Source organism: Staphylococcus sp. HMSC070D05, from assembly GCF_001815595.1.
GTDB lineage: Bacteria > Bacillota > Bacilli > Staphylococcales > Staphylococcaceae > Staphylococcus > Staphylococcus hominis.
The window spans coordinates 1-24,972 of sequence record NZ_KV821147.1 but is presented as its reverse complement, the minus strand read 5'-3'; the positions used below and the strand labels follow the sequence as shown (position 1 = coordinate 24,972).

Genomic DNA, 24,972 nt, shown 5'->3' with positions numbered 1-24,972 from the left:
AAGCACTTTTTGCCGTGGGTAGAAAGTGCTTTTTTTATTAAAAAAGCACCAAAAATAAAAATGGAGGTGTCTGAATGTCTGCTATTATTGAAGCTAAAAAACAACAAGTTGACGTTATCGCTGAACAACTTAAAAATTCAGTTTCAACTGTTATCGTTGACTACCGTGGTTTAACTGTTGCGGAAGTAACTGATTTACGTGCTCAATTACGTGAAGCTGGTGTTGAGTATAAAGTATACAAAAACACATTAGTTCGTCGTGCAGCTGAAAAAGCAGGTATCGAAGGCTTAGATGAATTCTTAACTGGTCCTACAGCTATCGCTACAACTACTGATGATGTAGTTGCTCCAGCGAAAGTGATCTCAGGATTTGCTAAAGAACATGAAGCTTTAGAAATTAAAACAGGCGTTATGGAAGGTAACGTTATCTCAGCAGAAGAAGTTAAAACTGTTGGTTCATTACCTTCACACGATGGTCTTGTATCTATGCTTTTATCAGTATTACAAGCTCCAGTACGCAACTTCGCTTATGCGGTTAAAGCTGTTGGAGAACAAAAAGAAGAAAGCGCTGAATAATTGCGCATAAAATTTTAAAATAAATGGAGGAATAATAAAATGGCTAATCAAGAACAAATCATTGAAGCAATTAAAGAAATGTCAGTATTAGAATTAAACGATTTAGTAAAAGCAATTGAAGAAGAATTTGGTGTAACAGCAGCAGCTCCTGTAGCAGCAGCTGGTGCAGCTGGTGGCGGAGATGCTGCCGCAGAAAAAACTGAATTTGACGTTGAATTAACTTCAGCTGGATCTTCAAAAATCAAAGTTGTTAAAGCAGTTAAAGAAGCAACTGGCTTAGGCTTAAAAGATGCTAAAGAATTAGTAGACAACGCTCCTAAAGTAATCAAAGAAGCTGTTGCTAAAGAAGATGCTGAAAAACTTAAAGAACAATTAGAAGAAGTTGGAGCTACTGTAGAATTAAAATAATTCTAGTATCTTAACTTAATATATAAGTAAATCATTTTAACTTAGTCACTTTATAGAGTGAAAGCGTTAATGATTACTTGCATTCTTTGAGAAATTAAAACCCCGTTATTGTTGATAACGGGGTTTTAATTCATTTTCTAATAAAATAGATGAACAAATAAAGAGGTGAAATCATGAGTCACTATTATGATGAAAATCCTGAAGTACAAAGTGATGAAAAAACAATTCAATACTTTTATCATAAATCTCAGTTAAAACTAACGACAGATGCGGGCGTTTTTTCAAAAGGAAAAGTAGACTTTGGGTCAGATTTATTAGTACAAACGTTTTTAAATGAACATCCACCAGGTCCAAGTAAACGTATCATTGATGTTGGCTGTGGTTATGGTCCTATTGGTTTAATGATTGCTAAAGTGTCACCACACCATCAAATTACTATGGTGGATGTGAACCATCGAGCTTTACATTTAGCTGAAAAGAACAAAAAGCAAAATCAAATTGATAATGTTATCATTACAGAAAGTGATGGTCTGTCACAAGTTGAGAATGAATACTTTGACTTTGTATTAACAAATCCGCCGATTAGAGCTGGGAAAAATGTTGTTCATCGAATCTTTGAAGAAGCATATCAAAAGCTAAAAAATCAAGGTGAACTCTATGTTGTCATTCAGAAAAAGCAAGGTATGCCTTCTGCTAAAAAGAAAATGGAAGAAATATTTAATAATGTAGAAACTGTGAACAAAAGTAAAGGGTACTATATACTGAAGAGCCAAAAAGGTTGATTTCAAAATGGTATTCTGATATAGTTATAAAATGTAAAAATTTATGTTCAACAAGTGTGTACTTTTACGCAAAATGAGCACGATAAACAAGAATAAGAAAAGAATCGAAAATGGTGTCATCAATTGTGTTGCCGTTTTCTTTTTGTCTTGTTATGTGAAATTTTGTGCATAAGTTCAACACAATATTTGAGGGGTGAATCTGTTTGGCAGGTCAAGTTGTCCAATATGGAAGACATCGTAAACGTAGAAATTATGCGAGAATTTCAGAAGTATTAGAATTACCTAACTTAATAGAAATTCAAACTAAATCTTATGACTGGTTCTTAAAAGAAGGTTTATTAGAAATGTTCCGTGATATTTCACCAATTGAAGATTTCACTGGAAACCTATCTTTAGAATTTGTGGATTATAGATTAGGTGAACCAAAATATGATTTAGAAGAATCAAAAAACCGTGACGCTACTTATGCTGCACCTCTTCGTGTTAAAGTACGTCTCATTATCAAAGAAACTGGTGAAGTTAAAGAACAAGAAGTTTTCATGGGTGACTTCCCATTGATGACAGATACTGGTACGTTCGTAATTAATGGTGCAGAACGTGTTATCGTTTCACAATTAGTACGTTCACCATCAGTATATTTTAATGAAAAAATAGATAAAAATGGACGTGAAAATTACGACGCAACGATTATTCCAAACCGTGGTGCGTGGTTAGAATATGAAACAGATGCTAAAGACATCGTTTACGTTCGAATTGATAGAACACGTAAATTACCTTTAACAGTATTATTACGTGCTTTAGGATTCTCTAGTGATCAAGAAATTATCGATTTACTAGGAGACAGTGAATACTTACGTAATACGCTTGAAAAAGATAGTACTGAAAATACTGAACAAGCTTTATTAGAAATCTATGAACGTTTACGTCCTGGTGAACCACCAACAGTTGAAAACGCAAAAAGCTTATTATATTCACGTTTCTTCGACCCTAAACGCTATGATTTAGCAAGTGTTGGTCGCTATAAAACAAATAAAAAGTTACATCTAAAACATCGTTTATTTAACCAAAAATTAGCTGAACCAATCGTTGACAGCGAAACAGGGGAAATTGTTGCTGAAGAAGGAACAGTTTTAGATCGTCGTAAATTAGACGAAATTATGAATGTTTTAGAGTCAAATGCAAACAGTGAAGTGTTCGAGTTAGAAGGTAGCGTTATTGATGAACCTGTAGAAATTCAATCAATTAAAGTGTATGTTCCAAACGATGAAGAAGAACGCACTACAACAGTGATTGGTAATGCATTACCTGATTCAGAAGTGAAATGTATTACACCAGCGGATATTATTGCCTCAATGAGTTATTTCTTTAACTTATTGAATGGTATTGGTTATACAGATGATATTGACCATTTAGGTAATCGTCGTTTACGTTCAGTAGGTGAACTGTTACAAAATCAATTCCGAATTGGTTTATCTAGAATGGAACGTGTCGTTCGCGAAAGAATGTCTATTCAAGATACTGATTCAATTACACCACAACAATTAATTAATATTAGACCTGTAATTGCTTCAATTAAAGAATTCTTTGGTAGTTCTCAATTGTCTCAATTCATGGACCAAGCTAACCCATTAGCAGAGTTAACACATAAACGTCGTCTTTCTGCTTTAGGACCTGGTGGTTTAACACGTGAACGTGCACAAATGGAAGTTCGTGACGTACACTACTCTCACTATGGTCGTATGTGTCCAATTGAAACACCAGAGGGACCAAACATTGGTTTAATTAACTCATTATCTAGTTATGCACGTGTAAATGAATTTGGTTTTATCGAAACACCATATCGTAAAGTAGATATTGATACCAATTCAATTACTGATCAAATTGATTATTTAACTGCTGATGAAGAAGATAGCTATGTAGTTGCACAAGCCAATTCTCGTTTAGATGAAAATGGTCGTTTCCTAGATGATGAAGTGGTATGTCGTTTCCGTGGTAACAACACTGTTATGGCAAAAGAAAAAATGGACTACATGGATGTATCTCCTAAACAAGTAGTATCAGCAGCGACAGCTTGTATTCCATTCCTTGAAAACGATGACTCTAACCGTGCATTAATGGGTGCGAACATGCAACGTCAAGCAGTACCATTGATGAATCCTGAAGCTCCATTTGTGGGTACAGGTATGGAACATGTGGCAGCTCGTGACTCTGGTGCAGCAATTACTGCAAAACATAGAGGTCGTGTTGAACATGTTGAGTCTAATGAAATCCTAGTTCGTCGTTTAGTTGAGGAAAATGGAACTGAACATGAAGGCGAATTAGATCGTTACCCATTAGCTAAATTTAAACGTTCAAACTCTGGTACTTGTTATAACCAACGTCCAATCGTTTCTGTAGGTGACGTTGTAGAATATAATGAAATTTTAGCTGATGGTCCTTCAATGGAATTAGGAGAAATGGCATTAGGTCGTAACGTCGTTGTAGGTTTCATGACTTGGGACGGATATAACTACGAGGATGCCGTTATCATGAGTGAACGATTAGTTAAAGATGATGTATATACTTCAATTCATATTGAAGAATACGAATCTGAAGCACGTGATACTAAATTAGGACCTGAAGAAATCACACGTGATATTCCTAACGTTTCTGAAAATGCACTTAAAAACTTAGACGATCGTGGTATTATATACGTTGGTGCAGAAGTTAAAGATGGAGATATTTTAGTTGGTAAAGTAACGCCAAAAGGTGTCACAGAATTAACTGCAGAAGAAAGATTATTACACGCCATCTTTGGTGAAAAAGCAAGAGAAGTTCGTGATACGTCATTACGTGTGCCACATGGTGCAGGTGGTATCGTTCTAGACGTTAAAGTATTTAATCGTGAAGAAGGCGATGATACTTTATCACCAGGTGTGAACCAACTTGTTCGTGTATATATCGTTCAAAAACGTAAAATCCATGTTGGGGACAAAATGTGTGGTCGTCATGGTAACAAAGGGGTTATCTCTAAGATTGTTCCTGAAGAAGATATGCCTTACTTACCAGATGGACGTCCAATCGATATCATGTTAAACCCACTAGGTGTACCATCACGTATGAACATTGGACAAGTTTTAGAGTTACATTTAGGTATGGCTGCTAAAAACTTAGGTATTCATGTTGCTTCTCCAGTATTCGATGGTGCAAACGACGATGATGTATGGTCTACAATCGAAGAGGCTGGTATGGCACGTGATGGTAAAACAGTATTATATGATGGACGTACTGGTGAACCATTTGATAACCGTATTTCTGTTGGAGTAATGTATATGCTTAAACTTGCTCACATGGTTGACGATAAATTGCATGCACGTTCAACTGGACCTTACTCACTTGTTACACAACAACCACTTGGTGGTAAAGCACAATTCGGTGGACAACGTTTCGGTGAGATGGAGGTATGGGCACTTGAAGCTTATGGTGCAGCATACACATTACAAGAAATCTTAACTTATAAATCTGACGATACTGTAGGTCGTGTTAAAACATACGAATCTATCGTTAAAGGTGAAAACATTTCAAGACCAAGTGTTCCTGAATCATTCCGAGTATTGATGAAAGAATTACAAAGTTTAGGTTTAGATGTAAAAGTTATGGATGAACATGATAATGAAATCGAAATGGCCGATGTTGATGATGAAGATGCAACTGAGCGCAAAGTAGATTTACAACAAAAAGATGTTCCAGAAACTCAAAAAGAAACTAACGAATAATAAAAATATAAATTTAAGATGAATAAACATGAGTTGCGTAATTTTAATCTCATTAAGATTTAGATTGCGCACTGATGTGCATCTTATGGATCTGATGTCAGTTTCAGTAAATGTAAATCAATCAAATAGCACAGCTAATCTAAATTGAAGGAGGTAGGCTCCTTGATTGATGTAAATAATTTCCATTATATGAAAATCGGTTTAGCCTCACCTGAAAAAATCCGTTCTTGGTCATATGGTGAAGTGAAAAAACCAGAAACAATTAACTATCGTACTTTGAAACCTGAGAAAGATGGTCTTTTCTGTGAAAGAATTTTTGGACCTACAAAAGACTGGGAGTGTAGTTGTGGTAAGTACAAACGTGTACGCTACAAAGGCATGGTTTGTGACCGTTGTGGTGTAGAAGTCACAAAATCTAAAGTTCGTCGTGAAAGAATGGGTCATATTGAATTAGCAGCACCTGTTTCTCACATCTGGTACTTTAAAGGTATCCCAAGTCGCATGGGTCTTTTATTAGACATGTCTCCAAGATCATTAGAAGAAGTTATTTATTTCGCTTCTTATGTGGTTGTAGACCCAGGTCCAACTGGATTAGAAAAAAAATCATTATTATCTGAAGCTGAATTCAGAGAATATTATGATAAATACCCAGGTCAATTTGTGGCAAAAATGGGTGCAGAAGGTATTAAAGACCTATTAGAAGAAATTGACTTAGATGAAGAATTAAAAGCATTACGTGATGAATTAGAATCAGCAACTGGACAAAGATTAACACGTGCAATTAAACGTTTAGAAGTTGTGGAATCATTTAGAAATTCTGGAAACAATCCTTCATGGATGATTTTAGATGTACTACCAATTATTCCACCAGAAATTCGTCCCATGGTTCAATTAGATGGTGGACGTTTTGCAACAAGTGATTTAAATGATTTATATCGTCGTGTTATTAACCGTAATAATCGTTTGAAACGTTTATTAGATCTTGGTGCTCCTGGTATCATCGTTCAAAACGAAAAACGTATGTTACAAGAAGCAGTGGATGCATTAATCGATAATGGTCGTCGTGGTCGTCCAGTAACTGGTCCAGGTAATAGACCATTGAAATCTTTATCACATATGTTAAAAGGTAAACAAGGTCGTTTCCGTCAAAACTTACTTGGTAAACGTGTTGACTACTCAGGTCGTTCAGTTATCGCGGTAGGACCAAACTTAAAAATGTATCAATGTGGTCTTCCAAAAGAAATGGCACTTGAATTATTTAAACCTTTCGTAATGAAAGAATTAGTGCAACGTGAAATCGCAACAAATATTAAAAATGCGAAAAGTAAAATTGAACGCATGGATGATGAAGTGTGGGATGTATTAGAAGATGTGATTAAAGAACACCCAGTATTACTTAACCGTGCGCCAACGCTTCACAGATTAGGTATTCAAGCTTTCGAACCTACTTTAGTAGAAGGACGTGCAATCCGTTTACATCCACTTGTAACAACAGCTTATAACGCTGACTTTGATGGTGACCAAATGGCAGTACACGTACCATTATCTAAAGAAGCACAAGCTGAAGCACGTATGCTAATGTTAGCGGCACAAAATATCTTGAACCCTAAAGATGGTAAGCCAGTTGTTACACCATCACAAGATATGGTATTAGGTAACTATTACTTAACTTTAGAACGTAAAGATGCCGTAAATACTGGTATAATCTTTAATGATACAAATGAAGTACTTAAAGCATATGCAAATGGTTATGTTCATCTACACACTCGTATAGGTTTACATGCGCGTTCACTTAATAATCCTACATTTACTGAAGAACAAAATAATAAAATTTTAGCTACTTCTGTAGGTAAAGTAATCTTTAATGAAATCATTCCAGATTCATTTGCATATATTAATGAACCTACTCAAGAAAACTTAGAAGATAAAACACCTGATAAATATTTTGTTGATCCAACACAATTAGGTGAAGGTGGTCTTAAAGCTTACTTCGAAGAGCAAGAACTTACTGCACCTTTCAACAAAAAATTCCTAGGTAATATTATTGCTGAAGTATTTAACAGATTTAGCATCACAGATACATCAATGATGCTTGACCGCATGAAAGACTTAGGATTCAAGTTCTCATCTAAAGCCGGCATTACAGTTGGTGTATCTGATATCGTAGTACTTCCAGATAAACAACAAATTTTAGATGAACACGAAAAATTAGTAGAACGTGTATCTAAACAATTTAATCGTGGTTTAATCACTGAAGATGAACGTTACAACGCAGTTGTTGAAATTTGGACAGATGCTAAAGATCAAATTCAAGGCGAATTAATGCAATCACTTGAAAAAACAAACCCAATCTTTATGATGAGTGACTCAGGTGCCCGTGGTAACGCATCTAACTTCACACAATTAGCCGGTATGCGTGGATTAATGGCTGCGCCATCAGGTAAAATTATTGAGTTACCAATTACTTCATCATTCCGTGAAGGTTTAACAGTATTAGAATACTTCATCTCAACTCATGGTGCGCGTAAAGGTCTTGCCGATACAGCACTTAAAACAGCCGATTCAGGTTATCTTACTCGTCGTCTTGTTGATGTTGCACAAGATGTTATCGTTCGTGAAGAAGATTGTGGTACGGATCGTGGTTTATTAGTTTCTGATATTAAAGAAGGTACAGAAATGATTGAACCATTTATCGAACGTATTGAAGGACGTTATTCTAAAGAAACAATTCGTCATCCTGAAACGGATGAAGTCATTATTCGTCCTGATGAATTAATCACACCTGAAATTGCTAAGAAAATTACAGATGCAGGTATTGAAAAAATGTATATCCGTTCAGCATTTACATGTAATACGCGTCATGGTGTATGTGAAAAATGTTACGGTAAAAACCTTGCTACAGGTGAAAAAGTTGAAGTAGGTGAAGCAGTTGGTACTATTGCCGCTCAATCAATTGGTGAGCCTGGTACTCAACTTACAATGCGTACCTTCCATACAGGTGGGGTAGCAGGAAGTGATATCACTCAAGGTCTTCCTCGTATCCAAGAGATCTTTGAAGCACGTAACCCTAAAGGCCAAGCGGTAATTACTGAAATCGAAGGTGTCGTTGAAGATATTAAATTAGCAAAAGATCGTCAACAAGAAATTGTGATTAAAGGCGCTAATGAAACAAGATCTTATCTTGCTTCAGGTACTTCAAGAATTAAAGTAGAAATTGGTCAATCAGTAGAACGTGGAGAAGTGTTAACTGAAGGTTCTATTGAACCTAAGAACTTCTTAGCAGTTGCTGGTTTAAACGCGACTGAAAGCTACTTACTTAAAGAAGTGCAAAAAGTTTATCGTATGCAAGGTGTAGAAATTGATGATAAACACGTTGAAGTAATGGTTAGACAAATGTTACGTAAAGTAAGAATTATTGAAGCTGGTGACACTAAACTTCTACCAGGTTCATTAGTAGATATTCATAACTTTACTGATGCTAATAGAGAAGCGTTTAAAGAACGTAAACGCCCAGCTACTGCAAAACCAGTATTACTTGGTATTACTAAAGCATCTCTTGAAACAGAAAGCTTCTTATCTGCAGCTTCATTCCAAGAAACTACTCGTGTACTTACTGATGCTGCTATTAAAGGTAAACGCGATGACTTACTTGGACTTAAAGAAAATGTAATTATTGGTAAACTTATCCCAGCTGGTACAGGTATGAGACGTTATAGTGACGTTAAATACGATAAAGTGGGTACTCCAGTTGCTGAAGATGACGAAGCAGAAGTGACTGAGTAATTAATGTGAAAGTAACTTGGAACTTTAATTTGTTCCAAGTTCTTTTCTTTTAATATTTACAGAAAATGATAAAAAATGTTGACTAATTATTATATAAAGTGTTATTATTGTAAAGGTTGATGCAAGCAGAACTTTGGAGGATATTTAATGTCTAATGAAAAAGTTGCACGCTTTAACAAACAACATTTTGTAGTTGGTCTTAAACAAACGTTAAAAGCGTTGAAAAAAGATCAAGTGGCATCATTGATTATTGCTAAAGATGTTGAGATATATTTATTATCTCAAGTATTTAGCCAAATCAGTCATAAAAACATACCGATTACTTATTTCGAAAGCAAATCGGCTTTAGGAAAAGCAGTAGGTATTAATGTTAATGCGACAATTGTTGCGTTATTGAATGAGAATTAGTAAGTTTTTACACTTACTAAATTTTATTTAACCTAAAAATGAACCACCTGGATGTGTGGAATTAAAAAATGAAGAGAGGAGGACATTCAATGCCAACTATTAACCAATTAGTACGTAAACCTAGACAAAGTAAATCTAAAAAATCAGATTCACCAGCGTTAAACAGAGGTTTCAATAGTAAAAAGAAACAATTTACTAACTTAAACTCACCTCAAAAACGTGGTGTTTGTACTCGTGTAGGCACAATGACACCTAAAAAACCTAACTCAGCATTACGTAAATACGCTCGTGTGCGTTTATCAAACAACATTGAAGTCAACGCTTACATTCCTGGTATCGGCCATAACTTACAAGAACACAGTGTTGTACTTGTACGTGGTGGACGTGTAAAAGACTTACCTGGTGTGCGTTACCATATTGTACGTGGTGCACTTGATACTTCAGGTGTAGATGGACGTAGACAAGGACGTTCATTATACGGAACTAAAAAACCTAAAAATTAAGTTTAAGATTGTGTAAATTTTACTATTAATTTTTAAGAATATACTATAATAGGAAGGGAGGACTTTATAATGCCTCGTAAAGGATCAGTACCTAAAAGAGACGTATTACCAGATCCAATTCATAACTCTAAGTTAGTTACAAAATTAATTAACAAAATTATGTTAGATGGTAAACGCGGAACAGCACAAAGAATTCTTTATTCTGCATTTGACCTTGTAGAACAACGCAGTGGTCGTGATGCTTTAGAAGTATTCGAAGAAGCTATTAACAACATTATGCCAGTATTAGAAGTAAAAGCGCGTCGTGTAGGTGGTTCAAACTACCAAGTACCTGTTGAGGTGCGCCCAGAACGTCGTACGACTTTAGGATTACGTTGGTTAGTAAACTATGCTCGTCTTCGTGGTGAAAAAACTATGGAAGATCGTTTAGCTAACGAAATCTTAGATGCTGCTAATAATACAGGTGGTGCAGTCAAAAAACGTGAGGACACTCACAAAATGGCTGAAGCGAACAAAGCATTCGCTCACTATCGTTGGTAAGATTAAAGCTTTAACCCTGAGTGTGTTCCGTCATATTGGTTTACCAAGTAAAATGGTTCATGCTTAGGGCATCGCCATATTCTATAGTACTTATTCAGTAATAACTGGAAGGAGAAAAACAATGGCTAGAGAATTTTCTTTGAAAAACACTCGTAATATCGGTATCATGGCTCACATCGATGCTGGTAAAACTACAACGACTGAACGTATTCTTTATTATACAGGTCGTATCCACAAAATTGGTGAAACACATGAAGGTGCTTCACAAATGGACTGGATGGAACAAGAACAAGATCGTGGTATTACAATCACATCAGCTGCAACAACAGCTTCTTGGCAAGGCCACCGTGTTAACATTATCGATACACCAGGACACGTAGACTTCACTGTAGAAGTTGAACGTTCACTACGTGTACTTGATGGTGCGGTTACTGTACTTGATGCTCAATCAGGTGTAGAACCTCAAACTGAAACTGTTTGGCGTCAAGCTACTACTTATGGTGTTCCTCGTATTGTATTCGTTAACAAAATGGATAAACTTGGTGCAAACTTTGAGTATTCAGTAAGCACATTACATGATCGCTTACAAGCAAATGCAGCACCTATCCAATTACCAATTGGTGCCGAAGATGAATTTGAAGCAATCATCGACTTAGTTGAAATGAAATGCTTCAAATATACAAATGACTTAGGTACAGAAATTGAAGAAATTGAAATTCCTGACGATCACAAAGAAAGAGCAGAAGAAGCTCGTTCTAACTTAATCGAAGCAGTTGCAGAAACTAGCGACGAATTAATGGAAAAATATCTTGGTGACGAAGAAATTTCAGTAGCTGAATTAAAAAATGCTATCCGTCAAGCAACTACTGACGTAGAATTCTACCCAGTACTTTGTGGTACAGCATTCAAAAACAAAGGTGTTCAATTAATGCTTAATGCAGTAATTGATTACTTACCATCACCATTAGATGTTAAACCTATCGTAGGTCATCGTGCTGAAAATCCTGATGAAGAAGTCATTGCAAAAGCTGACGATAATGGCGAATTCGCAGCATTAGCATTCAAAGTTATGACTGACCCTTATGTTGGTAAATTAACTTTCTTCCGTGTATATTCAGGTATGTTAACATCTGGTTCATACGTTAAAAACTCAACAAAAAACAAACGTGAACGTGTAGGTCGTTTATTACAAATGCATGCGAACTCTCGTCAAGAAATTGATACTGTTTACTCAGGAGATATCGCTGCAGCTGTAGGTCTTAAAGAAACAGGTACTGGTGACACTTTATGTGGTGAGAAAAATGACATTATCTTGGAATCAATGGAATTCCCAGAACCAGTTATTCACTTATCAGTAGAACCTAAGTCTAAAGCTGACCAAGATAAAATGACTCAAGCTTTAGTTAAATTACAAGAAGAAGACCCTACTTTCCATGCACATACTGATGAAGAAACTGGACAAGTTATCATCGGCGGTATGGGTGAGTTACACTTAGATATCTTAGTAGACCGTATGAAAAAAGAATTCAACGTTGAATGTAACGTAGGTGCACCAATGGTTTCATATCGTGAAACATTTAAACAATCTGCTCAAGTTCAAGGTAAATTCTCTCGTCAATCAGGTGGTCGTGGACAATATGGTGATGTTCATATTGAATTCACTCCAAATGAAACTGGCGCAGGTTTCGAATTCGAAAACGCTATCGTTGGTGGTGTAGTTCCTCGTGAATACATTCCATCAGTTGAATCTGGTCTTAAAGATGCTATGGAAAACGGTGTATTAGCTGGTTATCCATTAATTGATGTTAAAGCTAAATTATTTGATGGTTCATACCATGATGTCGATTCATCAGAAATGGCCTTCAAAATTGCTGCATCATTAGCACTTAAAGAAGCTGCTAAAAAATGTGATCCAGTTATCTTAGAACCAATGATGAAAGTTACAATCGAAATGCCTGAAGAATATATGGGTGATATCATGGGTGACGTAACAGCTCGTCGTGGACGTGTTGATGGTATGGAACCACGTGGTAATGCACAAGTTGTTAACGCTTATGTACCACTTTCAGAAATGTTTGGTTATGCAACTTCATTACGTTCTAACACTCAAGGTCGCGGTACTTACACTATGTACTTTGATCATTATGCAGAAGTTCCAAAATCAATTGCCGAAGAAATTATCAAAAAAAATAAAGGTGAATAATATAACTTGTTTTAACTAAAAAATCTAGGTAAAATACAGCTTGAGCTTATTAATTAAGCATTCATCTTTATGAATTGATTTTTTATCCAAAATGCATTATAAAAGAACTATGAATTCTTTTTAGAACAATCATTATGTCTCATGATAGTGAGTAACTATCATGAGAGATAATATTGAAATAACTTAACTAGAATAGGAGAGATTTAATAATGGCAAAAGAAAAATTTGATCGCTCAAAAGAACATGCCAATATTGGTACTATCGGTCACGTTGACCATGGTAAAACTACTTTAACAGCTGCTATCGCAACTGTATTAGCTAAAAATGGTGATACTGTAGCACAATCATATGATATGATTGATAACGCTCCAGAAGAAAAAGAACGTGGTATTACAATCAATACTGCACACATCGAATATCAAACTGACAAACGTCACTATGCTCACGTTGACTGCCCAGGACACGCTGACTATGTTAAAAACATGATCACTGGTGCTGCTCAAATGGACGGCGGTATCTTAGTAGTATCTGCTGCTGATGGTCCAATGCCACAAACTCGTGAACACATTCTTTTATCACGTAACGTTGGTGTACCAGCATTAGTAGTATTCTTAAACAAAGTTGACATGGTTGACGATGAAGAATTATTAGAATTAGTTGAAATGGAAGTACGTGACTTATTATCTGAATACGACTTCCCAGGTGACGACGTACCTGTAATCGCTGGTTCAGCTTTAAAAGCTTTAGAAGGCGATGCTCAATACGAAGAAAAAATCTTAGAATTAATGCAAGCAGTTGACGATTATATTCCAACTCCAGAACGTGACTCTGATAAACCATTCATGATGCCAGTTGAGGACGTATTCTCAATCACTGGTCGTGGTACTGTTGCTACAGGCCGTGTTGAACGTGGTCAAATCAAAGTTGGTGAAGAAGTTGAAATTATTGGTATCAAAGAAACTTCTAAAACAACTGTTACTGGTGTAGAAATGTTCCGTAAATTATTAGACTACGCTGAAGCTGGTGACAACATCGGTGCTTTATTACGTGGTGTTGCTCGTGAAGATGTACAACGTGGTCAAGTATTAGCTGCTCCAGGTTCAATTACACCTCACACAAAATTCAAAGCAGACGTATATGTTTTATCAAAAGATGAAGGTGGACGTCATACTCCATTCTTCACTAACTATCGTCCACAATTCTATTTCCGTACTACTGACGTAACTGGTGTTGTTAACTTACCAGAAGGTACTGAAATGGTAATGCCTGGCGACAACGTTGAAATGACAGTAGAATTAATCGCTCCTATCGCGATTGAAGACGGTACTCGTTTCTCAATCCGTGAAGGTGGACGTACTGTAGGATCAGGCGTTGTAACTGAAATCTTCGAATAATTTATTATTTGATATGAAAGGCTCCCTTATTGGGAGTCTTTTTTTATTTGAAAATAAGACATAAGTTTACTGTGCTTTCATTTAGTAAAAAATATTAATAAAACAGCTCATAGATAAATACTATCTATGAGCTGTTTCAATCGTTTATATTCTAAGATTTACGATACATATTTAACAATAAATTAAAAAACTCTTTCAAGTTCTAAGATTTTAAGAAATTCACTTGCAGCATATTTAAATGATGATTCATCAATATCAAAATGTGGATTGTGATGTGGGGCTGTAATACCTTTGTCAGTATTACCACATCCGGTTAAGAAAAATGCGCCAGGTCGGACTTTTAGATAGTGTGAAAAGTCTTCACCAATCATCATCAATTCTGATTTATTAAAACGTAAATGTAAATCATTTGCCGCTTGTTTAACTGTTTCATAAGCTTCTTCATGATTATGAACTGGTAAATACCCTCTAATATATTCCATGTCATAAGTGATATCATTCGCTAATGCAAGACCTTGTAATAACTTTTCCATTTTCTCTTGAATATGAGCTTGTAGTTCTGTATCAAATGTACGTACGGTCCCTTTGCAAAATGCCGAATCTGGAATAACACTATCAGAAGAACCTGCTTGTACCATACCAAAGGTTAATACTGCTTCTTTTACAGGATCAATGGTACGAGAAACGATTTTTTGAGCACTTAGTATAAACTCAGCCATAATGACAATTGGATCAATTGTTTCATGAGGTTTAGCACCATGTCCTCCTTTACCTTTAATAGTAATCGAGAATTCATCTGGAGAAGCCATGATTGCACCTGGTCTTGAATAAATTGTACCAGTAGGATAACCACTCCAAAGATGAGTACCATAAATTTTATCAACATCTTTTAAACAGCCATCATCAATCATTTCTTGAGAGCCACCTGGCATAATCTCTTCACCATATTGAAAAATAAATACAACATTTCCTTTTAATAAGTGACGATGTTCGTGAACAATTTCAGCAACACCTAATAAAATAGCGGTATGACCATCGTGACCACATGCATGCATAAAACCATCGTTTTTAGATTTATATGGAACTTCGTTTAATTCTTGGACTGGTAATGCATCGAAGTCTGCACGAAATGCAATAGTTGGACCATTTTCTTTTCCTTTAAAAGTTGCTTTGATACCATTTCGTCCTACAGGTGACACAATCTCACAGTCTAAATGACTTAACTGATTGAGAATGTAGTTATGTGTCCACGTTTCTTCAAATGAAGGCTCTGGATATTGATGCATATAACGACGCATTTGAATCATTCTATTTTCTTTTTCACTGGCTAATTGAAACCAATCAAACACATTGACCACTTCTTCCTAATTATTATGAGTTTTAGTATAACAAATTCTACTAAAACTCAGTAGTCACTCATTATAATTTTAATAAAAGACAGACTAACAGATATTAAATGAATGAATTGTCTTATAACATAAAATGATTATGATGATAATAAATGATGATGAATCAATAACAAAAGAGAAAAGATGATGCACATGGTTCAGTTGTAATAGATAAGATGTAGGAATAGTAAACATTTAGGCTTACAAGATAAAAGTAATTTCTAAATTGGTACATTCTCTAAAGCTATCGGTGTCGTAGGTGATTATGTAGCACGCATTAAAAATGTTAGATCATGCACTTAAAGTATCAAAAAATTGGAAAAGGGTTAAATATTATTAAATAAGCATTTAATTAATTTGAGTAATCTATTAGTTTGATTGTATAAATGGATTGTTTTTCATTTTTAGTGGTACACTAATTGTAAAAAAGAGGGGTAGGCATGCTTGAATTAAGAAAACTAGAATATAAAGACAAAGAAAGTTTAATTCGATATTTACAATATTGGTATGATAACAATGAGAACATTATTCCATCTAATGTCGATGTAGCACATTATCAATCTTTTGAACAAATGGTAGAACAATTGCATCATCCACCCATAAATATAGATACCGTTCCTTCTACAACATTATTTTATTTTAAAAATAATGAGATTGTTGGTGCAGTAAATATTCGTCATGAACTTAATGATAAATTAAAAAACATTGGAGGACATGTAGGCTATGGCGTTGCCAAACCATACAGAGGAAATGGTTATGCTTCAAGCATGTTAGAAGAAGCACTAAAAAGGCTAAATAAAATGGGGATACATAAAGTATTGATGACATGTCATCCTTATAATGATGCTTCACAAAAAGTAATAAAAAAACATGGAGGATATGAAATTAATTCGTATATTAAAAAAAACGGCCAGCCAGTAAGTCGATTTGAAATTCCAAATGATGGAAGGTGAAACTGTGAAAGATTTAAAAGTCGTATATGCGCTTATACAAAATCAAGAAAGAAAAGTATTACTTGTTAATAATACAGATGGCGGGGGATGGTCATTACCAGGAGGAAAGGTAGAAAAGGGAGAAACGTTAATTGAAGCTTTGAAACGTGAAGTAATGGAAGAAACAGGTCTTAATGCTAAGATTGGAGATATCGTAAGTATTAATGAAGGTAAATCCACTCAAATGAATGTACACACATTATTTATTATGTTTAAAGCTACAATTAAAAATGAAGTCATAGATATACAAATGAAAGATGAAATTTCAGAAACAAAATGGATGACCATCGAAGAAGCAGACCAAAATCTTACATACTATAATCACAGTTTAAAAGTATTTTTAGATAATAAAGCGACCTATTATAATGAAGGTGTTATAGATTGAAACACAGATATTATAGCAATCATTTATAGGAAGATATAAAAAAATCACTTTTCTCATAAGAAAAGTGATGGGTGTCAAAAGTTTATAAATAGTTTCATATTGTTATGAAATCGCAAGGCACTTTACTATATAAATTGTACCTTTTATTTATAATATTAAGATATCATCAATTTTATATCATCACAATAATAAGTTAATAACATCTATAAAAAATATTAATAGTCAGTGGATTAGAATATATAATGATTGAATTGAAGGATTGCTACTTCTAATTTATTATTTAACAATATCCAAATAGCGGAGGTCTATGAAATGCTCGTTTTAAATGAACAAGATCAACAAAACTTATTAGATATGAAAGAAGTTATTGAGGAAGTCGGTCATGCGTTACAGGTGTTTTCAGAAGGAAAAACTGAAACGCCATTACGTTATGTGTTACCTTTTAATAAAGAAAATAGATATTTAGTGATGCCAGCTTTATCAGATGAATTAAATATTGTCGGTATTAAAACAGTCACTTTCGCACCTAATAATCCTAAACTAGATAAAAAAACAATTACTGGGTCAGTCTTGCTGAGCGATTATGATACAGGAGAAACCCTTGCTGTACTTGATGGTAGTTATTTAACTAAGATTCGTACGGGCGCCATTTCTGGTGTAGCTACAAAATATTTAGCGCGTGAAGATGCAAAAACATTGTGTGTGATTGGCGCTGGAGATCAAGCTGAGGGGCTCATTGCAGCGATATTAGCAGTAAGAGATATTGAAATGCTTCATATCTCGAGTCGTACAAGAGCTAAAGCTGAAAATTTGGCTGAATTTATAAAACAAACGTATCATGTGCCAACAAAAGTCTTCGATGAAGCAGATCAAGCCATGGAAAACGCAGATATTATTGTGACAGCTACAAATTCAAATAAACCGGTGTATTCTCATTCATTACATCCAGGCGTTCATTTAAATGCAGTAGGTTCATTTAAACCTGAAATGCAAGAATTACCTTCAGAAACGATGTTGATTGCTAATAAAATCGTTGTTGAATCTACAGAAGCAGCAATGGAAGAAACAGGTGATTTAAAAGTACCATTAGAAGAAGGCATCCTTACTGAGCGATCACTACATGGTGAACTAGGAGATATTGTAAGTGGAAAAATATCTGGACGTGATGATAATGAAGAAGTGACAGTATTTAAATCAGTAGGTTTAGCTATTGTAGATATAGTAGTGGCACAATACTTTTATAAAAAAGCTCAACAAAATAATTAACCATATACTGTATAAAACATAGATACCGTATCAGTTATAATGTAGACATGACTGATACGGTATTTTTATTATATAAAGAAAATCAATAAGAGTGATACAAAATATTTCTTCATATTAGCCTCCTTTTAAAAATAATTAACAAACAAAACGTACGATTTAATGATATGTGTATGCATTGTTATAATATAGTGAATCTATGAATATGAGGAGTTCTAAAAAGACACTATTAGGATATATAAGACGAAAGAAGAAATGACAATGAAGAGAATTGTAATTACAGGAGCACTAGGCCAAATAGGAACTGAATTGGTACTAAAATGTAGAAAATTATATGGGAAAAATAATGTATTAGCCACTGATATTAAAGAGCTAGAACCACATTCATTGATTAGTGATGGTCCATTTGAATTACTTGATGTAACAGATCGTGACGCAATGATGGCTGTAGTAGAAGACTTTAGAGCAGATACACTTATGCATATGGCTGCATTACTTTCTGCAACAGCTGAAAAAGAACCGTTGCAGGCTTGGGATTTAAATATGGGGGGGTTAATGAATGCTTTAGAAACTGCAAGAATGTATGACTTACATTTCTTTATGCCAAGCTCAATTGGGGTATTTGGAGCGTCTGCACCTAAGAAAAACACACCTCAAAATACGATTCAACAACCGACCACAATGTATGGGATAAATAAAGTTGCAGGTGAATTATTATGCCAATATTACTTTAAAAAATTTGGTGTTGATACACGTAGTGTAAGATTTCCAGGACTCATTTCACATGTCAAAGAGCCAGGGGGAGGTACTACAGATTATGCAGTAGAAATATATTTCGAAGCGGTTAGATATGGTCACTACACGAGCTATATCGCTAAACATACTTATATGGATATGATGTACATGGACGATGCCATTGATGCGATTATTCAACTTATGGAAGCGGATAGTAAGACACTTGTAACACGCAATGGTTATAATTTAAGCGCAATGAGTGTTGAACCGGAGATGATTAAGAAAGAAATTCAAAATCATATTCCTGAATTTACATTAGATTATGATGTCGATCCAGTAAGACAAGCGATTGCAGATGCATGGCCAGATAGTATTGATAGCAGTTATTCTCGAAAAGAATGGGGCTTTAATCCAAAGTATCATTTAGCTAAAATGACAGAAACAATGATACAAGCGATTAAAGAAAATAAAGAAAAGACATAAGTTCATAATTAAAAAGGTGCCTTCGAAATTTGACTCTCTTTTAGAGTGTAAAAAAAGAAAAGGGTTTCATTTTTTATTTAGTTTGAATTTTTAGAAAATTTATTGAATAGACTATATGAGATTGCTATAATTTATATTAAATCTTATTCATGAAATATATTAGGAGGCTTCAACATGTCAGAAAAAGTTAAATTTGAGCAACGTGGCACACTTAAAGAAAAACCAGAAGGAAATCTTGGATTTGGGCAATATTTCACTGACTATATGTTAAGTGTAGATTATGATGAAGAAAAAGGCGGTTGGCAAGAATTAAAAATTGTTCCTTATGCACCGTTTGAAATTTCTCCAGCAGCACAAAGTTTACACTATGGTCAAGCTGTATTTGAAGGTTTAAAAGCATATAAACATAATGGTGAGGTCGTATTATTCCGTCCAGATCAAAACTTCAAACGTATCAATGATTCATTGGCGCGTTTAGAAATGCCTAAAGTAGATGAAGAATTATTATTAGATGGTTTGAAACAACTTGTTGATATCGAACGTGATTGGGTACCAGAAGGCGAGGGGCAATCTTTATATATCCGTCCATTCGTATTCGCTACAGAAGGTATTTTAGGTGTTCGTGCTTCTAAAAAATATAAATTATTAATTATCTTATCTCCATCAGGTGCTTACTACGGTGGTGATACATTAAAATCAACAAAAATTTATGTTGAAGATGAATATGTACGTGCAGTTCGTGGGGGTGTAGGTTTTGCTAAAGTAGCAGGTAACTATGCAGCAAGTTTATTAGCACAAACCAATGCGAATAACTTAGGATATGATCAAGTATTGTGGTTGGACGGCGTTGAACAAAAATATGTTGAAGAAGTAGGTAGTATGAACATTTTCTTTGTTGAAAATGGCAAATTAGTAACTCCTGCGTTAAATGGTAGTATTTTACCTGGTATTACACGTAAATCAATTATCGAATTAGCAAAAGAATTAGGCTATGAAGTAGAAGAACGTAAAGTATCTATTGATGAATTATTCGAAGCTTACGATAAAGGCGAATTAACAGAAGTATTTGGTTCTGGTACGGCAGCGGTCATCTCTCCAGTAGGTACATTAAAATATGAAGATAGAGAAATTGTGATTAATCATAATGAACCTGGCGAAATCACTAAAAAATTATATGACACATACACTGGTATCCAAAGTGGTAAATTAGAAGATAAACATGGCTGGAGAGTTATTGTTCCGGAATATAAATAACTTGTAACAACAAGCTAGAAACGTTATAACTATGCGGTTTCTAGCTTGTTGTTTTTTTAGTGATTATAAATTGAATACGTTTTGAATACGTTATTGTTAAAAACTAATATAATTAGCAAACTTCTCAACAACTTTTTCGCGTGGTTTTTCGGTAATATGAGCATAAACATCCATTGTTGTATTAATATCGCCGTGTCCGAGTCTATCTTGCACTTCTTGAATAGATAAGCCCGCTTCAAATAATAATGAACAATGAGTATGTCTAAAACCATGAATTTTAATTTTTTTAAAGTTATATTTTTTACATATTTTATCCATTGCTTTTATTTCTTATTTTTAGACAATTTAGTATATTTTTAACATAACGGCATATTCAAATATATTATAGAATGTATGGAGCAATATCGAAAAGAGATGAAGTTTACTCACTTTGAATTATTAAATGATACTAACAGTGAAACAAACAGCATAGGTATGAAAAATAAGTATGAGAGATTGTGTAATATAGTTAATGATTTAAATCAATTAATAGATGAAGCGGACAATGAAGCTAAAGAGATTATGCGCTTTAGATATTAGGTGTGTACGATTGACTGTTACGATTAGAAAGATATAGCCGATTACTTCAGCATAAGTAAAACAAGTATATTACGTAAATGTGAAGCTATAATCAGACGTTTAGAAATACTTATAGACTATGTGTAAAGATTAATTACGCGTTTTGTATATTAAGTATTAAATAAGAATTTAATTTGTTAGTATCTAGAGTAAAGGTTTGTTTTTCTGATTTTTAAATTTGACTCTCATTTGTGTTTTAAGAGCCATTAAATCGTTTTGGGTATAAAAAAAAATATATAAAATACCCTTGAACGCTCTAAAAAGTACCTTAAAATTGCAAACAAGGGTATTTTAAGATTTAAGTAGTTCTTGTGATAAGTTTTACTAAAAGGGAGGCATCTTTTTGGTTATTCATATTTTTTGTACGCTTTTAATATTAATTGCAATTGTGGCGCTTATAAAAAATACAGTGAGTGATAAAAAGGATAAAAAATTAGAGGTTTTATCTAGCGTATTACTTTTAATATCGTCAATTTTACTTTTGATTTATGAAATAATTAATAATTAAAATATGTATTTATGCCGAGAAAATTTATTGATGTTGAGAAGAATCCTTAACTAAACTTACAGACGAATGTCGGCATAGCGTGAGCTATTAAGCTGACCATTCGACAAGTTTTGGGTTTGTTAAGGGTTCGGAGGCTCAAGGTCAATAAAGCAATTGGAATAAAGCGATATTAATATAAAGTTGCTAATAAATTATTTAATATATGAATTATGATCGGTATCTCTAATCTTTGAGTTTTATAGTAACTTATTGAATAAATGATTGCTGGGATACTATAAATTATGTAATCTGTTACGTTTGTTGGACCATGAGAAAGCGTAAATAAAATTATAGATACTATTACACCTAGCCATTGTTTTTTTTGAAACATAACTTTAATTAAAATTCCTCTAAAAATACATTCTTCTATTATCGGTCCAAAAATCCCTAATGTAATTATTGCTATGAAGAATTTTGAATGATTAACTGCTTCGTTTAATCCACTTTCGTTAGCAGGTATAGAAGCAAAGCTAGTTATTAAAAATGTTGATATTTCCAGAATTAGAAAGCTAATTATGATTATAGCTAATTCTTTTTTCTTTAAACTTTTGAAGGAAAATAAATTAAACTTAAAAAAAGTACATAATCCAAGAGTTAGGAATAAACAAATTATGGCTATTAGGTAAAATATAGGTTTAGTTAGGTATGTAAAAAATAGCATTTCACAGATAAAAAATAAGATGATAGTAATTAGTGACTGTATTATTAGTGTAATCTGTGATTTATCTTCTAACTTTTTCATATTTCCACCTTTCTTTTTTGTTTTTTTGAAACGAGAGAAACGAGTTTCTTCTTGTCTTGATACTATATAGAAATAATACAGAGATGAAAAAGAAATGTAAATACGACATATAAATTTTTTAAAACGCAAAAGTAAGCGCTTTCTATTTACATTTAGAGCCTTTTATAAGATAATAAATGCAGCTACTAAACTTACTACTCAGATCGAGTATCCTTTAATAAACTGACTGTATCCTTTGGGTGCAGTCTTTTTATTTATAAATTGTCAAAATTTTACATTTCATACAAAAACAAATGGACTTAAAAGTATGCTTATAACCAGTACCTTAAAATAGGGAAGTGGTTTAACCAATCCAAATGTGGGTCGGTTGGACTAATTACCGTTTCTTTTAATCGGCTCAAATATGAGCCTATTAATTAATACAAAGGCTGACGCACTAAGTTAGTGCATTAGAAAAAGAAAATATTCGTTCTCTAAATTAAGACGAATACAGCCAAAATGTCCGATCAATAGAATATAAATGGAAAACAGACATGTTGGTTATCTAATCTGAAGTACTAGTTTAGTGCTTCAGAAAAGCCGTTTGGGACTTCTCTGCGTAGTCAAAATGGCAACGCAGCTATTTATTATCTAAACGACGCCCTATATATCCTAAAATAGCACCAACAACAAATAAAAATACAATATAAAATAAGTTAATTAATTGATTATCTGTATTAAGCATAGGTTGAATATAAAAAGTAGCAATAAGAACGATTATAGCGAATATTACGACTGCAATTAATCTATATTTCATTTATACACCTCAATTTTTAATATTATCTATAATTTTATAATATATTATCTAATGTGATCTCGTGGCGCAAATGTGCGCAGTGAAATTATTAAAATACAAATAATACACTGATATGCTAATGTAAAGTTAAAAAGGAGTATTAGCAATGGCAAAAACTTTAATGTTAATCATAACTATTGTTTGTATGGCTTATATTGTGTATAACTTCATTAAAGATAAACCAGTTATTAATATGTTCTTTGTTTTAATAATACAATCAATTTTATTATTTCTAATTCGCTTCTTTTGGATAAAGCAATCTTTTGGTAAATCACTTTTATCGTCTTTTGACTTATTTACGATTACGGTTGTAGTTATTTATTTGATATATAAATTAAGTAAGAGAAGAAAAAAAGAGAATAAATAGTTACTTATGGTTGCGTAGTTTAATTAGGTAAGTAATGTTTAATATATAAATAAGTTATATACTTAACCTTTGTTGTCCAATGAAGTATATTTTCTACCTCAAATACAATGAATCCAGAAACTTTATGTTCCGGACGCTTTAATAAATTTATTTTTTCTGATAAAGAAAATCAGACTAATCGTGCAAGTAATCGAATAAAGAATGTTAGTATATAGTTAGAAGTCTAAATTAAAATCATATCTAGTAATTAAGTAATAATTTTTAATCGTTTATATCCTGAAATATAGATTAATAATATGTACAAAAATATCTAATGAATTATTAAAAGTAATTTAATTTTGATAAATGTCACTACATTTTTTAATCTTAGCGCTTAAAATTATTCTAATAGCGTTTGATTTTTGAGTAAACTATGTGGATATGCCATTTAAAACGTCACTTAAAGATGACGTTTTTTACATTTTAAGACGCTGAGAGAAGCATTATATTGCGTTGAGATAAGTAATACAGTATACAGTGAAATGGACTTAAAAAACTATTGAGGTGAGTCATATTGAATATATATGTTGCTATTCTATTAGGGATATTGTTTATACTCATGTATTCTGTGATTAATACACTTTTGTATAATATGAATTATAGAAGAATGAACCGCAATGAAAATATGAATAGAAAAATGATAATGATAAATTTAATATTACATGGAGTAATTGCATTAATCATGGTTAGTGTAGCTATATATTTATCTTACTTTAAATAAGTTTGAAAAAAGTATATGTATGGAATAAAGGTAAAAGTATTAAAGAGTTAGCGCACGGACAAGTTAAATATATGTTTTAAACGTCACTTACGAGTGGCGTTTTTTATTTTGAATACGTTATTTAAAAATATATACTAAATATAAGTAAAGATAACACTAAGTAAACCTAATATAACAATATTTATAAATAGTCATAAATACATAAAAAATATATTTATTACTGGAGAGTTATTGTTCCGGAATATAAATAAC

The 24,972-nt window shown here is 33.4% G+C and carries 20 protein-coding genes, 1 pseudogene and 1 other annotated feature (1 of these 22 only partly in view); of the genes and pseudogenes, 17 read left to right on the top strand and 4 right to left on the bottom strand.

The features are described 5' to 3' along the window. Positions 1-44, top strand: a sequence feature (ribosomal protein L10 leader region) (it extends 110 nt beyond the left edge of the window). 30 nt (positions 45-74) lie between these two features. The 10 genes from rplJ to tuf all read left to right on the top strand — a co-directional run bounded on the left by rplJ (position 75) and on the right by tuf (position 14,351). Next, on the top strand, positions 75-575 hold the full coding sequence (gene rplJ, locus HMPREF3046_RS07730) for a 50S ribosomal protein L10 (RefSeq protein WP_002449049.1): 501 nt from the start codon (positions 75-77) through the stop codon (positions 573-575). 39 nt (positions 576-614) lie between these two features. After that, a complete protein-coding gene (gene rplL / locus HMPREF3046_RS07725; RefSeq protein ID WP_002449041.1) occupies positions 615-983 on the top strand; it encodes a 50S ribosomal protein L7/L12 in 369 nt (122 codons plus the stop codon). A 173-nt stretch (positions 984-1,156) separates the two neighbouring features. Further along, positions 1,157-1,765, top strand: a complete 609-nt coding sequence (locus HMPREF3046_RS07720) for a class I SAM-dependent methyltransferase (protein ID WP_050215260.1) — start codon at positions 1,157-1,159, stop codon at positions 1,763-1,765. 203 nt (positions 1,766-1,968) lie between these two features. Continuing rightward, positions 1,969-5,520, top strand: coding sequence for a DNA-directed RNA polymerase subunit beta (gene rpoB, locus HMPREF3046_RS07715; RefSeq protein WP_002449020.1), 3,552 nt, complete (start codon positions 1,969-1,971; stop codon positions 5,518-5,520). 189 nt (positions 5,521-5,709) lie between these two features. After that, positions 5,710-9,303 carry a DNA-directed RNA polymerase subunit beta' gene (rpoC, locus tag HMPREF3046_RS07710; RefSeq protein WP_175936996.1) on the top strand — a complete coding sequence of 1,198 codons (3,594 nt, stop codon included), beginning with the start codon at positions 5,710-5,712 and terminating at the stop codon, positions 9,301-9,303. Between the two features lie 147 nt (positions 9,304-9,450). Further along, the gene (locus tag HMPREF3046_RS07705) at positions 9,451-9,711 is read left to right on the top strand and encodes a ribosomal L7Ae/L30e/S12e/Gadd45 family protein (protein ID WP_064207439.1); all 261 of its coding nucleotides are present in this window, start codon (positions 9,451-9,453) and stop codon (positions 9,709-9,711) included. An 89-nt stretch (positions 9,712-9,800) separates the two neighbouring features. Then, on the top strand, positions 9,801-10,214 hold the full coding sequence (gene rpsL / locus HMPREF3046_RS07700; RefSeq protein WP_064207440.1) for a 30S ribosomal protein S12: 414 nt from the start codon (positions 9,801-9,803) through the stop codon (positions 10,212-10,214). Between the two features lie 69 nt (positions 10,215-10,283). Further along, a complete protein-coding gene (rpsG, locus tag HMPREF3046_RS07695; protein WP_001137495.1) occupies positions 10,284-10,754 on the top strand; it encodes a 30S ribosomal protein S7 in 471 nt (156 codons plus the stop codon). Between the two features lie 121 nt (positions 10,755-10,875). After that, positions 10,876-12,957, top strand: a complete 2,082-nt coding sequence (gene fusA / locus HMPREF3046_RS07690; protein WP_070718315.1) for an elongation factor G — start codon at positions 10,876-10,878, stop codon at positions 12,955-12,957. A 209-nt stretch (positions 12,958-13,166) separates the two neighbouring features. Beyond that, positions 13,167-14,351, top strand: coding sequence for an elongation factor Tu (tuf, locus tag HMPREF3046_RS07685; protein WP_017175321.1), 1,185 nt, complete (start codon positions 13,167-13,169; stop codon positions 14,349-14,351). Positions 14,352-14,533: 182 nt separating this feature from the next. Here tuf and HMPREF3046_RS07680 read toward each other — a convergent pair whose 3' ends face one another. Beyond that, the gene (locus HMPREF3046_RS07680; protein WP_070718313.1) at positions 14,534-15,700 is read right to left on the bottom strand and encodes a M20 family metallopeptidase; all 1,167 of its coding nucleotides are present in this window, start codon (positions 15,698-15,700) and stop codon (positions 14,534-14,536) included. Positions 15,701-16,179: 479 nt separating this feature from the next. On the opposite strand from HMPREF3046_RS07680, the gene HMPREF3046_RS07675 reads away from it, so the two are divergent. The 5 genes from HMPREF3046_RS07675 (at position 16,180) to HMPREF3046_RS07655 (ending at position 20,851) form a co-directional block, all read left to right on the top strand. Then, positions 16,180-16,692 (top strand): GNAT family N-acetyltransferase, encoded by a 513-nt coding sequence (locus HMPREF3046_RS07675; protein WP_064207443.1) that lies wholly within the window; start codon positions 16,180-16,182, stop codon positions 16,690-16,692. A gap of 4 nt (positions 16,693-16,696) precedes the next feature. Beyond that, complete coding sequence (locus HMPREF3046_RS07670) at positions 16,697-17,116, top strand: NUDIX hydrolase (RefSeq protein WP_064207444.1); 420 nt, start codon at positions 16,697-16,699, stop codon at positions 17,114-17,116. Positions 17,117-17,428: 312 nt separating this feature from the next. Then, entirely contained in the window at positions 17,429-18,382 is a 954-nt protein-coding gene (locus tag HMPREF3046_RS07665; RefSeq protein WP_070718310.1) for an ornithine cyclodeaminase family protein, read from the top strand. A gap of 258 nt (positions 18,383-18,640) precedes the next feature. Beyond that, positions 18,641-19,597: an NAD-dependent epimerase/dehydratase family protein gene (locus tag HMPREF3046_RS07660; protein ID WP_070718308.1), complete on the top strand. Its 957-nt coding sequence runs from the start codon at positions 18,641-18,643 to the stop codon at positions 19,595-19,597. Positions 19,598-19,771: 174 nt separating this feature from the next. Continuing rightward, on the top strand, positions 19,772-20,851 hold the full coding sequence (locus HMPREF3046_RS07655) for a branched-chain amino acid aminotransferase (RefSeq protein WP_070718302.1): 1,080 nt from the start codon (positions 19,772-19,774) through the stop codon (positions 20,849-20,851). A 96-nt stretch (positions 20,852-20,947) separates the two neighbouring features. Here HMPREF3046_RS07655 and HMPREF3046_RS07650 read toward each other — a convergent pair. Continuing rightward, positions 20,948-21,163 (bottom strand): annotated as a pseudogene (locus HMPREF3046_RS07650) (tyrosine-type recombinase/integrase); the annotation flags it as partial. Between the two features lie 81 nt (positions 21,164-21,244). Here HMPREF3046_RS07650 and HMPREF3046_RS11230 point away from each other — a divergent pair. After that, positions 21,245-21,430: a hypothetical protein gene (locus HMPREF3046_RS11230; protein ID WP_141755530.1), complete on the top strand. Its 186-nt coding sequence runs from the start codon at positions 21,245-21,247 to the stop codon at positions 21,428-21,430. A gap of 716 nt (positions 21,431-22,146) precedes the next feature. On the opposite strand, the gene HMPREF3046_RS07645 is transcribed toward HMPREF3046_RS11230, so the two are convergent. Beyond that, positions 22,147-22,758: a CPBP family intramembrane glutamic endopeptidase gene (locus HMPREF3046_RS07645; RefSeq protein ID WP_070718297.1), complete on the bottom strand. Its 612-nt coding sequence runs from the start codon at positions 22,756-22,758 to the stop codon at positions 22,147-22,149. A 619-nt stretch (positions 22,759-23,377) separates the two neighbouring features. Then, positions 23,378-23,554: a hypothetical protein gene (locus HMPREF3046_RS11365; protein WP_160312156.1), complete on the bottom strand. Its 177-nt coding sequence runs from the start codon at positions 23,552-23,554 to the stop codon at positions 23,378-23,380. Between the two features lie 145 nt (positions 23,555-23,699). Between HMPREF3046_RS11365 and HMPREF3046_RS07640 the strand changes: the two genes are divergently transcribed. Then, positions 23,700-23,960, top strand: a complete 261-nt coding sequence (locus HMPREF3046_RS07640; RefSeq protein WP_070718295.1) for a hypothetical protein — start codon at positions 23,700-23,702, stop codon at positions 23,958-23,960. Positions 23,961-24,972: the final 1,012 nt, after the last annotated feature.

What these genes read in the sequence shown, in the direction of transcription:
- rpoC (WP_175936996.1), top strand. Translation starts at nt 5,710, where the DNA reads ATGAAAATCGGTTTAGCCTCACCTGAAAAAATCCGTTCTTGGTCATAT.
- HMPREF3046_RS11365 (WP_160312156.1), bottom strand. Translation starts at nt 23,554, where the DNA reads ATGAAATATAGATTAATTGCAGTCGTAATATTCGCTATAATCGTTCTT.
- tuf (WP_017175321.1), top strand. Translation starts at nt 13,167, where the DNA reads ATGGCAAAAGAAAAATTTGATCGCTCAAAAGAACATGCCAATATTGGT.
- HMPREF3046_RS07705 (WP_064207439.1), top strand. Translation starts at nt 9,451, where the DNA reads ATGTCTAATGAAAAAGTTGCACGCTTTAACAAACAACATTTTGTAGTT.
- HMPREF3046_RS07720 (WP_050215260.1), top strand. Translation starts at nt 1,157, where the DNA reads ATGAGTCACTATTATGATGAAAATCCTGAAGTACAAAGTGATGAAAAA.
- rpsG (WP_001137495.1), top strand. Translation starts at nt 10,284, where the DNA reads ATGCCTCGTAAAGGATCAGTACCTAAAAGAGACGTATTACCAGATCCA.
- rpsL (WP_064207440.1), top strand. Translation starts at nt 9,801, where the DNA reads ATGCCAACTATTAACCAATTAGTACGTAAACCTAGACAAAGTAAATCT.
- HMPREF3046_RS07655 (WP_070718302.1), top strand. Translation starts at nt 19,772, where the DNA reads ATGTCAGAAAAAGTTAAATTTGAGCAACGTGGCACACTTAAAGAAAAA.
- fusA (WP_070718315.1), top strand. Translation starts at nt 10,876, where the DNA reads ATGGCTAGAGAATTTTCTTTGAAAAACACTCGTAATATCGGTATCATG.
- HMPREF3046_RS07660 (WP_070718308.1), top strand. Translation starts at nt 18,641, where the DNA reads ATGAAGAGAATTGTAATTACAGGAGCACTAGGCCAAATAGGAACTGAA.
- HMPREF3046_RS07665 (WP_070718310.1), top strand. Translation starts at nt 17,429, where the DNA reads ATGCTCGTTTTAAATGAACAAGATCAACAAAACTTATTAGATATGAAA.
- HMPREF3046_RS07640 (WP_070718295.1), top strand. Translation starts at nt 23,700, where the DNA reads ATGGCAAAAACTTTAATGTTAATCATAACTATTGTTTGTATGGCTTAT.
- HMPREF3046_RS07675 (WP_064207443.1), top strand. Translation starts at nt 16,180, where the DNA reads ATGCTTGAATTAAGAAAACTAGAATATAAAGACAAAGAAAGTTTAATT.
- rplJ (WP_002449049.1), top strand. Translation starts at nt 75, where the DNA reads ATGTCTGCTATTATTGAAGCTAAAAAACAACAAGTTGACGTTATCGCT.
- HMPREF3046_RS07645 (WP_070718297.1), bottom strand. Translation starts at nt 22,758, where the DNA reads ATGAAAAAGTTAGAAGATAAATCACAGATTACACTAATAATACAGTCA.
- HMPREF3046_RS11230 (WP_141755530.1), top strand. Translation starts at nt 21,245, where the DNA reads ATGGAGCAATATCGAAAAGAGATGAAGTTTACTCACTTTGAATTATTA.
- rplL (WP_002449041.1), top strand. Translation starts at nt 615, where the DNA reads ATGGCTAATCAAGAACAAATCATTGAAGCAATTAAAGAAATGTCAGTA.